Below are 12466 nucleotides of genomic sequence, written 5' to 3' on the forward strand. Positions count from 1 at the left end.
GGGACAAGCCGAGCCAGCCCACTGTCCGCCGCCCGGGCCGGGTCTGCGCAGGTCAGACACCTGACAGGCCCGGCCCTGTAGACCACGTATGGGGGCTCGTATCGCCGACACCCCCAAACGAGCCCCCCATACCGCCCCCGAACGAGCCCCGAAAGGCACCCATGCCCCCACCGCGCTCCGATCACCTGCTGTCCATCTACCCCCACATCACCGACCGCGACCGCCACCTCCTCCACCTCCTCGACGACCACCACGTCCTGACCACCGACCAGATCCACCGCCTGTTCTTCCAAGCCCGCCGCACCTGCCAGATTCGCCTCAGCGAACTGCACGCCCTGGGCCTACTGGACCGGTTCCGGTTCGCCCGCACCGGCGGCGGCAGCCACCCGTGGCACTGGACGCTCGGCCACAACGGGCACCGATTCCAGGCGGCCGCCCACGACCGTCCCGAGCCCACCGCCCGGGCAAGCCGCCAGAGGGTCCACCGGCTGTCGGCCAACCCACGCCTGACCCACCTGGTCACGGTCAACGAGTTCTTCGTCCGGCTGCGGGCACACACCCGCCGGCAACCGCAGGCACGCCTGGATCGGTGGTGGTCGGAAAGCACGACCACCAAGCAATTCCGCACCATCACCGCCGACGGCCACGGCCTGTGGAGCCTCGGCGACACCACCGTCGGGTTCTGGTTGGAAGCCGACACCGGCACCGAACCGCTGCACAGACTCATCGCCAAGCTCGACCGCTACGCCACCATGAGCCGCCGGACCGGCGTCCGGTACCCAGTGCTGTTCTGGCTCGACAGACCCCGACGCGAGGAACATCTCCACCAGCTGCTGCGCCACAGTGAGGTCACCGTCGCCACCGCCACCCACGACACGGACCCGACCGACCCCGTGTGGCTACCGGCCGGCACCACCAGCCGCGTCGCAATCGCGGACCTGCCCGCCGACCACGGTCATCCGGTGGCCGACAACCCCAACTTCCACGACGGCATCTTCGTCGCCTGACAAACCCTGACAGCCGCGCGACCCCGCCAGTCCTCGCAGGTCACGGGCTTGACCGCGGTTCCTGACAGAAGCTCTGCTGTCAGGTCACCCGGCTACGGTGCAGCTTCCTCTCTCATCTCGCACCGCCGCCCGTCTACCTGGATCTGCCCGCGCCAGCGGGAGCACAGCCCACCGTCTCGGTCGGCTCGTGATACCCCGCCCGCGCCGTACACGGCAGCACTCCCCGTCCAGACGCCGCGCTCCGGTGACATCCCCGCACACCCACCAAGCCCACGCCTCCGCGAAGGGAGCACTGCGCCATGCCCCCACCCACCGGCGTCACCAACCTGGTCGTCACCGTCTGCTTCGCCCCCGGCGACGACGCCGACTGGTTCGCCGCCAGCGAGAAGGTCCATGACCTCCTGGATGCCAACGGCACACCGGCCCGCCGCTACCGGGTCCGCCACCGACGCCTCATCGGCTGGCTCACCCGGTTCATCGGCTACTACCTCCTCGACGCCGCCCGCCGCTTCGGCGCGATCACCGTCGCCGCCGGAGGCCGCAAAAGCCGCCTCGACCTCACCGGCACCGCCGCCCAGGCCGCCCACGACGCCGCCCTGCGCTGGCGCGCCTGGAACACCCACATCGCCGCGAGAACTCTCCCCGCCCGGCCCTGGGAGGACTTCCTCGCCCAACATCACGCCCACCCGGCCACCGTCACCGTGGCCGAAGCCCGCCGCCGCTTCGAGCAGCAACCCCGCGTCCTGGCGATGCTCGCCCACCACTTCGACCCGTACGAACTGTCCGTCTACCAGGCCGGCGAAGCCACCTACGCCGGCCTGCACTGGCGCCTCGCCCTGATCGGTGACGCGCTCATCACCACCGACGGCCGCCTCCTCACCCCGTACAGCGACTCGGTCGCCGACCGATTCCGCTTCCTCAACGAGGCGTGCGCCTACGTACGCAGCCTCCCGCGCCGCGCCCACCTGTGCGCCGTCGCCATCGCCTGACCGGTCGGCACACACCACACACCACACACCGGCTCCGGCGACCTCCCCGCCGCCTCCGTGACCACCGGGCCCGACATCCCACACCACGGCAGCGGGCCGCTGCACGCGCCCGCCGCCGGTGACGGCTGTCCTCGACCCGGCGCACAAGCCCCGACACCACCCGGTGCCGGGGTACCGACCCACGAGTTCCCAAGGAGGGAACGCATGCAGGACAACCTGTCCACCATGACGCCCGGCACCCGGGCCGTCCTCGACGCGCTGATCGCGCTCGGCCACGCCACCGCCCACCAGCTCAGCGAACGGTCGGGCAAGGCCCGCTCCACCACCGACCGGGCCATCAAGACCCTCACCGACGCCGGTCTGATCGTCGCGGTCGACGCCGACGCGGACGCCGCCAAGGGCACCACCACCCGGTGGACCCTCTCTGAGAAAGTCGCGCCCGAAACCCAGGAGCGCGACATCAGCGCCGACACCGAACCCGACGCCGCCGACCCGGCCAGGGACAACGAGGACAGCAGCGGCGTCGTCGAGACCGACGCTCCGCACACAGCCCCCGCGACCAACGGCCACACCGACGACCCCGCCAGCCACGGCCCGCAGCCCGACGGCAAGCCGAGTAGCGCCGACGTCGGCCAACACCTGGCCGACGAGGACGACCCGCGTGACGCCGACGACCACGACAGGAGCGGCACCGACGCGGATTCGGACGAGGGTGACCCGGCCGGCGACCGGATCAGCGCGGCCCAGGCCAGCCGGCCCGGCGACCGCAAAGTCATGACGATCAAGGCGGTGCTCAGCGAGCACGGCGTCGACGGCGCGACCATCAGCCAGATCGTGGCCGAAAGCGGCATCGGCGAGGCGACCGCCTCCCGGCTGCTGGCCGCGATGGAGCAGGTCGACGCCGCGCGCCGCCTGCCCGGCCTGCCGCAGCGGTGGATCGCCGGCCCCACCAAGGCCAACGAGGTCGACCCGAACCCGCAGCCGCCCCGCTGCCCGCTGTGCTTCCACGTGATCAAGGGCCTGTCCGCGCCGGAGGCGGTCGCCCAGGTGCAGCCCCTCGTCCGCCCCGACGGGATGCTGCACATCGTCGCCGAGGACGGCACGGTCCACGCCGTGGCCCTGCCCACGCGGCCACCCACCCGCACGGCCGGGACTCCCCGCACGGACACGGTCAACACCGACGGCAGCCAGCCGTTCGCCAGAGGCGAGCTGGAGCGGCTGACGTTCGAGACGCTCAAGGCCAACCCGGGCCGGACGATGACGCCGCAGGAAATCACGGTCGCGATCAGCAACCGGCTCGGCGGCCGGGCAGTCAGCCCAGGGGCAGTGCGCAACAACTGCGGCAAGCTCGGTGCCGCCGGCCGCATCGTCATGGTCTCCGAATCGCCGTGGGCGTTCCAGTACCCCGCCCAGACCGACGACGGCGCTACGGACCAGCCCGACAACGCCACCGCCGAACGGTAGGGCGGCTCGCTCCGCGCTCGTCAACGAAAAGGTGGCCCCACGTCCTGGGCAGACCTCACACCCCTGAGAAGACGCCGAGGACATCAACACCCCACCCGGCGGTCGCCACGGGGGCGCCGCCACCACCGTCCGCCCCCCACGATGCTGCCCACGGCCCCTCGTCCAAGTCGACCCGGCGCCCACGACGTTCGCGCATCCCCGCCCGAGCCGACGGCGACGCCGACCCGCAGTACCCATCCCCTATCCCCCCATGTCGAGGGGCCAAGCCCTACGGCTCGGCCCCTCGACGCTGTTGAGAGGAGAACATCTGTGCCGCACGAACTGGAAACCTTCGCCAACGGCCAGACCGCCTTCGCCAGCGCCCGCCTATCGGCCTGGCACCAGTTGGGCACCGTCACCCAGAACACGATGAGCGCCCAGGAGATCATGGGCGCCGCGCTGCTCGGCAACTGGGACGTCCGCACGATCCGCGTCCAAGGCATCGATGTCGTCGACGGCATCGAGGTCCCCATCCCCGCCGACGACAAGCGCATGACCGTCCGCCGCAACCCGGTCACCGGTGCGACCGAGTACCTCGGAATCGTCGGGACCGACTACACCGTGGTCCAGAACGAACAGTGCGCCGACATGCTCGACCGGCTCGTGGACCAGGTCGGCGGCGCCCACTTCGAAACCGCCGGCAGCCTCCGAAACGGCAAGAGCGTATTCGTCACGCTCAAACTCCCGAACTCCATGGAGATCGCCGGGGTCGACCGGATGGACCTCTACCTGATCGGAACGACCTCCCACGACGGCACCGCCGCGCTGCGCGTGGATGCCAGCCCCATCCGCGTGGTCTGCGCGAACACGCAACGCGCGGCCTTCGCCCACGCCGTGGGCCACTACACGTTCCGGCACACCAGCAACGTCAACTCCCAGATCGCCCAGGCCCGCGAAGCGCTGGGCCTGATGTGGACGTACATGGACGCGTTCGAGAAAGCCGCCGAACGAATGCTCCACACCGAGATGACCATGCGCGAGTTCGAAAACGTCGTCGCGCAGGTATGGCCAGTCAAGGACAACGCCTCGGACAAGACGCGCAACAACGCCAAGGAACGCCTCGGCACGCTCAAGTACCTGATCACCGAGGCCGACACCCAACGCGCCGTCGCGGGCACCCGGTGGGCCGGATACCAGGCCATCACCGAGTACCTCGACCACTACCAGCCGGCCAAGGACGCCGCGACCCGCGCCAACCGTGTCGTGAGCGGCAAGGCCGGCGACCTGAAGGCGGCCGCCTTCAACCTGCTGAAGGTCTGATCAGCACCCCTGTGCCGGGGCAGCAGACGCTCCGCTGCCCCGGCCCGCCCGAACGGAGCCGACACCCCATGAGCTCCGGATGCTGCCCGGACCGCAGGAGCCGCCGATGAGCGGCCACATCCGCCACCCACGCGACCAGCGGCAAGCCGTCTGTGGCCTGCCCGCCGCCACCGTCCCCCGGTGGGAGACCGCGGTCCTGATCGCGGCCGCTCCCGCGTACGCCTCGGTAAGCCGCCCGGCCGGCGGCCTCGAGGCGTACGCGCCTCACCCTTAGGAGACCGACATGACCCAGCCCGCGCCGTGGCAGCGGCTCTGCGACTGTCGCTGCCCACAGCACCACGGCTACCCGCGCACGACCTACCACGACGACCGCTGTGCCTGCGCGATTACCTGCGCCACCCAGCCCACCACGTTGATCATCGAGCACTGGAACGGCGCCCTGTTCCTCGACCACGGCGGTGACCTCTGGTTCGTCAACCGCCTTCCCGGTGGCCAGTGGGACTGGCCCAACGCCGGCCACATCCACGAACATCACGACTCCTACGCCGCCAGCCTTGTCATCCAGCGGCAGCTACACCAGATCGTCACCCTCCTACGGAGCCGGCGGCACGACCGCGGCGAGGCGTAGTCGCCATCAGGCACGACCCGACGCCCATGCCGTTGGGCCGCCCTCGCGGGCGACCCAACGGCCTTTTCGCGTGTCACGACCTCACCCAGGCAGGCAGCGCGTCCCACACCGGGGACCCGCACGAGCGCCGGGGCGACGGCGCCTGCCACAACACAGCCAGCCGCACTCCCCCTACAAGGCCCCCGGGATGCCACTGGCTGGCCACCAGCGCCAGCCAGCCGATGCCTCTACTCGCCCCGCAGATCGGCGGCGCGCCGGGCCCCCACCACCCCGGCACGCGGTGGCGCATGCCCGGCCTCGAACCCGCCACTCCTGGCGCTCCGCAACCCGGTCGACCGCGGCCCGTCGCAGTCGATACGGCCGCCCTCACCGACGAACTCCCCCGCAAGCCCCACACGGAACTGGCCCTGACGCTCCACGCAGGTAGCCGGGCTTTCCCTCCCGCCCCTTGCCGGAGGCACACCTGCGCGAAACCCCGTCCTTTCTTGTCCTTACCGGAAGGAATGCCATGACCAAGGCCATCATCGGCGTCGTCACCGTCGTCATCATCGGTTGCCTCTGCCTGCCGATGATGCTGCTGGCCTCCGTCATCGGCGGCGGCCCCGGCGGCTGCGACGTCGCCGCCGCGCCCCCGCTACGACCTGCCGGGCAGCCACCCCGCATCGGCGCCTGGGACGCCGAACAGCTAGAGATCGCCGCGACCATCATCGACGTCGGCGTCGCCAAGGGCGTGCCTCGCTGGGGATGGGTCATCGCCCTCGCCACCGCCATGCAGGAATCCGGCCTGCGTAACGTGCCGCACCTCGGCGACAGCAACGACCACGACTCCATCGGCGTGTTCCAGCAACGGCCCAGCCAGGGCTGGGGCACCATCGAGCAGCTATCGCAGCCGGCGTACCAGGCCGGGACGTTCTTCGACAAGCTGCTCACCATCACCGGCTGGGAGACCATGCCCCTCACCCAGGCCGCGCAGGCAGTTCAGGTCTCAGCCTTCCCCGACGCCTACGCCACATGGACCGACGACGCTATCCGGCTCGTCGACCAGCTGACCAGCACCCTGACCGACTGCACCACCAACACGCTCACCACCCTGCCGGACGGATTCACCCTGCCCGCCGACACCCCGCCACAGGTCACCACCGCGATCCTCTGGGCGCTCGGGCAACTGAACACCCCATACCACTTCGGCGGGTCATGCACCGACCCGCACTCAGGCGACCCCCGCCGGCAGTGCGACTGCTCATCCCTCATCCAGCAGGCCTACCGAGCCGGCGGGATCTCCCTCCCCCGCGTCACCACCGACCAGGCCAAGGCCGGCAACCCCGTGCCCGATCCGGCGCGCCTGCTGCCCGGCGACCTCATCCTCATCCCCGGCAGCCAAGGCACCATGTCCAACCCACGGCACGTCGGCATGTACCTCGGCCAAGGGCTCATCGTCCACGCTCCAAGGACCGGCGACGTCGTGAAGATCACCCGGTTGAGCGACTGGCTCCACAAGATCGCCGCGATCCGCCGCATCGCAAACCATGCTGGACACTCGCCCGAGACCGCCGCATCGACTCCGGATCACGCGTGACATGGACCCATATTCATGCTCCGCCTTCTACCAGCTCAGGTGGCCTCAATGAGGTCTCACCACCGTCTGCTTGGCACGAGCCTGGCGGGTGCTCAAGGGACCGTGTCCGAGTAGACCTCGACGTCGTAGAGCAGCTGCACGTTGCGGCGGCCGTTCGTGATGCCGACAAAGATCGGGTCGCCGGCCGGGGTCTGGCCCTGGCGCCACGCCTGTTCCCGAGCCGCTTCCCGCGACTCGTGATGGATCTTGCCCTCCTGATGCAGTTGCAGGACGCGACGGGCAGTGCTCCGGTCACTGTCGATATGGACTCGCAGCAGAGGCATCGGATGACCTCCTTGCCGGCCGTCAAGGTCAACCTTCCTATGTTCGGCTAGCTTTCCAACGTTAAGTTTCCTGTCCACTGGACTACAGTTGGCTCCATGACCACCGCAGAGCCGGGTGTGCCGCCGACAATCTCGGCAGGGCGAGGGGGCAACCGCATCCCACCGCCGATATGGCTGCGGGCGCAGCCCTCGCGGGCACGGCGCAAACCGCCGCTGACCCTTGAGCGCATCGTGGACACGGCGGTGACCTTGCTGGACGAGCACGGCATCGAGGGCCTGACGATGCGCCGCCTCGCCCAGCAACTTGACGTGACGGCTACCGCGTTGTACTGGCACGTGAGGACGAAGGACGACGTCCTGGACCTGGCCGTTGACCGGATCTTCGGCGACGTCCCAATTCCAGGGGTGAGCGACAACTGGCTAGAGGACATCCGCGTCCTCGTCCGAGGCTGGCGCCGCACCATGCTGGACCATCCCTGGGCGCCAAGGCTGGTCGGCCGTCCCATGCTCGGGCCCAACGTCCTAGCCCGTACCGAGTTCCTGCAATCGGCGCTGGTACGCGGCGGCTGTTACGGACTCCGGCTTGCGGTGGCCACGCGGATGCTGGCCAACTACGTCGTCGGCGCCGCCCTCACGGAAGCCACGTGGCACCAGACCGCGGACCCTGACGCGAGAGCCGCGGCCCGCGCCTATGTCGCCGGGAACGCCGACGCCTATCCGACTCTCCACGCCTCTGGCCATCTCGACGGCGCCCAATGGGACGACAACCTGCTGTTCGAGGAGGGCCTCAACGGCATTCTCCTGACAGCAGCACGGACAGGGATGCCGGAATGACCACGGGCACCGCTCAGCTTCTGTGGTTCTGGCTTGCGCTCGACGTCGACGGGGTGCAGGACGAGGATCGCCTGCACGATCGCGGCGGCGCGGCGCGGGCAGCAGCGTAGCTTGGCCTGGATCTTCCAGGTCTGGGAGTGGCGATGGCTCGTTCGCCGCGAGCACGGATCCTCCCCTGCGCCCGGTTGACCGCCTCCTGTCTGCGCGACAGCTTTGGCCGGACATGGCGCCGCGTGCGCCACCGGGAACAGACCGCCGTGCGGCGCCTGCGGACGGGGTCGGCCACCTGGTTGAGGGAACGGGTAGGACCGCATGTCAGAAAGGCTCCGGGGGGCACCGGATCTGATCCACGCCTGTCCTACCGGAGCCCCTCCCCGCACCTCCACCGACCCGCCGCTACCACTGATGAGCAGCCTCAACAGGTTGAAGGACCCTCACTGCTCGAAATTATTCGATGAACACCTTCACGGAGTCGGCTAGCCCGTCGTTCCGGTTGATGCCGACGAAGAATTCGCTCCCCACATGGGTGACATCTTCGATCTCGTCGGTCAAGTTGTTCCCTGGAATTCCGAGGTCGCTCTCTACATCGCCGCCAGACCAGTTGTACTGGTACACCCAGTTCCACCCGGTCGCGGGCGTTGAGGTGTTGATTGACTTGGTGTTCCAGATGTAGTTCTCAGAGCAGTCAATGCCTTGGTCGGAACGATTAGCGTGACTCGTCAGGTTGCTCTTCACCAGCGTCCACCCACTGGTAAGCGCGCCGGCGCCGGGATGGGTCCACAAGCTGCCCAACCGTCGGGCGGCGTATTTGCCGGCTCCGCCGGCAGCCGTCGCGCTGTAGCAGAGGCCGCTGATGTTGCCGATCGGCAAACGTACTTCCCCGGTTGCACCAAAAGTTCCGTCGGCGTTCAGGCGCACGATCGTCACCTTGTCACTCAGGAACGCGGATTGGCTCCCCTGGGTAGCAATCAAGGCCGGGCCCTGACCCAGATAATTCGGATTGTAGGCGAGGTCGTTACCGTGGCCGAGTGTGGGCATGGGGGTCGGCGCCCCGGCGCAGACCCAGCTCGTGCTGTCCCAGGTTGAGCCGTCGCGCAACCACCTGGACAGGACAGGCTCCGCGCCGGCTGCCTTCGTGAAGACGATGTACAGCTGGCCGCCTGGCCCTGCCACCATGCCCTGCATGACCGTGCGGCCCGCCTTGCACGGACTACTGTTCGGGATGGTCAGCCGTACCGCCCCGCTCCTGTCCGTAGCAGCCTGGGCAGATCCTGCCGGGGCAACAGCGATTCCAACTGAGAGCGCGAGCACGGACGCGACGCTTGCGAGTTTCTTCACTCGGTGTCTCTCCTCGAGGCGTAAGGCGGGAGCAGACGCATCACTATATGTCAACCTGCCCATGGCTGCTGGCAGCGAGTCGAGCTTTGCATTCTGCTTGGTACTCCACTGTCATGTCGCCTGTCTGCGCTGGCGGTGGAGCCGTGCGGGCGTCCTTGTCGCACCAGGTCGCCCCCGGCAGCTAGACCCGGCGGTCGATCAGCGCCCGCCCCACGGGTGACAACGGCGGACGCGGGCTCCTGTCGTTCTCACCCGTCGGCGAGGCTGCTGCGGAGCCGGTGGGCGAGGGCGATCGTCGCCTCCTGGGGTTCGACGTCGAGGTCGGCCAGGGCTCTGGTCAGGGCGCGGAGCAGGGTGCGGATGCCGTCGGCGTCGCCGAGGGCGTGGCGGGCGCGCATGGCACGGGTGTAGAGGGCCTCGTGGTAGCGGTCCAACGTGATGGCTTTGTCAAGCAGCTCGGATGCGGCCTGCGGGTCGGTGTCGATGAGGTCATCGGCCAGCAGGAGGTGCGCTTCGGCACCCCAACGGCGCACGGTTTCCCGGTGCGGCGGGAGCCACTCGTAGTCCTGGCCGTCCGCCAGCGGCGCACAGTAGAGGTCGCAGGCCGCGGTGAGCAGGTCGCGGCGGCGGGGGCCGGTGGCGGTGGTGGCAGCACGGAGCAGGTCACGCAGTGTCCAGACGTCAACGTCGACGGTCGCGGGGTCGAGCCGGTAGCGTCCGCCGCTCTTGACGACGTAGGCGTTTCTCACCTCGGGAACGGCGGCGCGGCCGAGGACGTGTCGCAGGTTGCTGGCGTTGGTGTGCACGCGTTGGTCGGCTTGGCTGACGCGGGCATCGGGTTCGAGGTGTTCGCCGATGTCGCGGGTGGTGACGCCGTCGGGGTGGCAGGCCAGGAACACGGCGAGTTCCAGGGCTTTGGCGCGCAGCGGTCGGCCGGGGTGGGTGATGTTGTCGATGCGCGGCGGCCCGAGCACTCGCAGTCGCGCCCTCACCGCAGAGCTCGCATCGACAGGCGCGGCGACCGGTGCGGGCCGGTCGCGAGACGTCGTGTCGGTGCGGCTCGCATGCAGTGGAACCGTCGAACCTGGTGCGCCAGGTGACGGGAGCGCGGCGGGTTCCCCGGTCTGTGCTTCGCGCAGGGTCGCAAGAATCTGCACGGCGGTCTCAGTCTCGAGCACGGGCAGCCGCGGCGGGATCGGTTCGGTCGCCGATCCGGACGCGCGTGTGGCGCGCCCATCGGACGTGACGTCGATGGTGGTGCCGTGTGTCCATTCGCCAAGCAGCAGGGCGGATACGTTCAGGTCTGCGCCGAGCGTGAGTGCCGTCTTGGCCCGCATGCAGGTGTTGGCGGGTGGGGCGGCGGTGATGAGCACGACCGGTGGTAGTGCTTCCTCATCGGGAGCCTCCTGGCGCAGAGTGTCGAGGTCGGTCAGCGCATGGTCGTCGAGGATGCGGCTTCGGTGCAGGAGCCATGCCTCGATCTGGGTGAGAGCACCGTCGATGCTGTCGACGACGTGCAGCCGTGGCCACGGCGTGAAGGCTGTCGCGTCAGGTCCGAGGAGCGCGGCCAGGGTGGCGGTGTCGATGACGACCTCAGCCCGCGCGTGGGGGTGGTGCGGGCCGCCGGAGGCCAGGACCGCGACGAGAGCGGCGCGGGCTGCCGGGTGTGCGCCATCGCCGACGAGCCCGACGCCCCCGCTCGGCAGCGACGCGAGTTCGGGTATGAGGGTCGTCGTCTCTCGGTCGTCGGTATCCGCGGCCGGTGGGGTGGGGTTGCGGGCAGCAACGGCGCGGCGGACCTGCACAACCGGTGGCGGCAGTTCGACGGGTGGGTCGGCATCGGCTTCGCCGGTGTAACGGCGCCGGCGTTGCAGCCAGACCAGCGTGGCGGCGGCGCTGATCGCCGCGGCGAGTGACCACGGCAGCCAGGTGAAGGCCGACAGGTGCACCCCGTCCGATGCGGTGGTGGGGTGCGCCGTGTCGGTGACGGCCGGCGAGACCGGTGTCATCGCGGGTCTGGAAGCTGTCGACGCGGCAGCCGACGACGACCCTGGCGTGCTCGGGGCTACCGATGACGTGGCGCAGGGCCCGGTCGCCGGTTTCTGGCCGGCGGAACCCGGTGGCGCCGGGTCAACGCTGGGCGAGGCAGACGGCCTGGTGGGTCGAGGCGTGGGCGTTGCGGGGGTGACGGCCTTCGGCGGACGGGCGTCCGCGGGCAGCCGCAATTCCCAACCCGGATAGATGAGGTCGCAGTCGCGCAAGATCCCGCCGACGCCCGGGAAATGGCGGTGCTTGTTCAGGTGGCAAATCTCCGGCCACCGGTTCGCGTCGCCGAGCCACTCCTTGGCGACCTTGGACAGGGTGTCGTGCCGCTCGACGGTGTAGACGTAGCGCTGGTCGCCGACGTGGATGATCGCGGGCCCGCGGGCGGCGGCCTGCCGGGGAACGCCGCCGCGCTCCGTCGCTGCGGCCGAGTTCGTGGGTTGATCCCGGGCCGTCGTGCCCTCGATTGCGCCGCCGGACGTAACGGCCAGCGCGGCGGTGCCGGCCAGGCCGAACACGAGCCGGTGCAGCGGGGCCGGCAACCGGAGTGCGGGGATACGCCACCGGGTCAGGACCGCCAGGACCTCGGCGAGCAACAGCAGCGCGAAGGTTCCCCACAGCAGCCACATCACCCACAGGGCCGCACCGACGAGGACGTCCGGGGTGAATCGGCCACTGGCGCGTGCGAACCAGTCCGGGATCTGCGACCACGTTGGTAGCCGTCGCACGGGGTTGCCCCCAGCGGACACCAGCACCGCCGGCACCGCGAGCAGGAAGACGCCGGCGCCGACGACCGCGCGAGCCGCTTTGGTCAGCGACCGCGACAGCGACCCACGACGGCGGGGGACTGCTCGTTCGGGCCGGTGGACGGTAGCCCGTGCACCGTACTCGGCGAGCCTCTCGCCTCTGTCCGGGGACATCTGCGGCACCAGCCCCTCCCCCGCAATTGATCGTCAGCCCTTTCG

The 12466-nt window shown here is 69.8% G+C and carries 10 protein-coding genes and 1 pseudogene; 7 read left to right on the forward strand and 4 right to left on the reverse strand.

The window, feature by feature from the left end; translation table 11 throughout:
• Window positions 1-161 precede the first annotated feature (161 nt).
• From OG994_RS12150 to OG994_RS12175, 6 genes are all read left to right on the forward strand, one after another.
• The gene (locus OG994_RS12150) at window positions 162-1007 is read left to right on the forward strand and encodes a replication-relaxation family protein (protein ID WP_328853276.1); all 846 of its coding nucleotides are present in this window, start codon (window positions 162-164) and stop codon (window positions 1005-1007) included.
• Between the two features lie 299 nt (window positions 1008-1306).
• The gene (locus OG994_RS12155; protein WP_328853277.1) at window positions 1307-1996 is read left to right on the forward strand and encodes a hypothetical protein; all 690 of its coding nucleotides are present in this window, start codon (window positions 1307-1309) and stop codon (window positions 1994-1996) included.
• A gap of 204 nt (window positions 1997-2200) precedes the next feature.
• On the forward strand, window positions 2201-3460 hold the full coding sequence (locus tag OG994_RS12160) for a winged helix-turn-helix domain-containing protein (RefSeq protein ID WP_328853278.1): 1260 nt from the start codon (window positions 2201-2203) through the stop codon (window positions 3458-3460).
• Window positions 3461-3769: 309 nt separating this feature from the next.
• Entirely contained in the window at window positions 3770-4759 is a 990-nt protein-coding gene (locus OG994_RS12165; RefSeq protein ID WP_328853279.1) for a DUF932 domain-containing protein, read from the forward strand.
• Window positions 4760-5042: 283 nt separating this feature from the next.
• Window positions 5043-5387, forward strand: a complete 345-nt coding sequence (locus OG994_RS12170; protein ID WP_328853280.1) for a hypothetical protein — start codon at window positions 5043-5045, stop codon at window positions 5385-5387.
• Between the two features lie 448 nt (window positions 5388-5835).
• Window positions 5836-6963 (forward strand): C40 family peptidase, encoded by a 1128-nt coding sequence (locus tag OG994_RS12175; RefSeq protein WP_407942582.1) that lies wholly within the window; start codon window positions 5836-5838, stop codon window positions 6961-6963.
• Window positions 6964-7055: 92 nt separating this feature from the next.
• On the opposite strand, the gene OG994_RS12180 is transcribed toward OG994_RS12175, so the two are convergent.
• Window positions 7056-7286 carry a hypothetical protein gene (locus tag OG994_RS12180; RefSeq protein ID WP_328853281.1) on the reverse strand — a complete coding sequence of 77 codons (231 nt, stop codon included), beginning with the start codon at window positions 7284-7286 and terminating at the stop codon, window positions 7056-7058.
• 96 nt (window positions 7287-7382) lie between these two features.
• On the opposite strand from OG994_RS12180, the gene OG994_RS12185 reads away from it, so the two are divergent.
• Window positions 7383-8120 carry a TetR/AcrR family transcriptional regulator gene (locus tag OG994_RS12185; RefSeq protein WP_328853282.1) on the forward strand — a complete coding sequence of 246 codons (738 nt, stop codon included), beginning with the start codon at window positions 7383-7385 and terminating at the stop codon, window positions 8118-8120.
• Between the two features lie 35 nt (window positions 8121-8155).
• Here the strand turns inward: OG994_RS12185 and OG994_RS12190 are convergent.
• The 3 genes and pseudogenes from OG994_RS12190 to OG994_RS12200 form a co-directional block, all read right to left on the reverse strand.
• Window positions 8156-8352, reverse strand: a pseudogene (locus tag OG994_RS12190) (IS5/IS1182 family transposase); the annotation flags it as partial.
• A 215-nt stretch (window positions 8353-8567) separates the two neighbouring features.
• On the reverse strand, window positions 8568-9458 hold the full coding sequence (locus tag OG994_RS12195) for a hypothetical protein (protein WP_328853283.1): 891 nt from the start codon (window positions 9456-9458) through the stop codon (window positions 8568-8570).
• 248 nt (window positions 9459-9706) lie between these two features.
• Window positions 9707-12421, reverse strand: a complete 2715-nt coding sequence (locus tag OG994_RS12200; protein WP_328853707.1) for a transcriptional regulator — start codon at window positions 12419-12421, stop codon at window positions 9707-9709.
• Between the last annotated feature and the right edge of the window lie 45 nt (window positions 12422-12466).

The sequence above is a fragment of the Micromonospora globbae genome, assembly GCF_036184225.1.
GTDB lineage: Bacteria > Actinomycetota > Actinomycetes > Mycobacteriales > Micromonosporaceae > Micromonospora > Micromonospora globbae.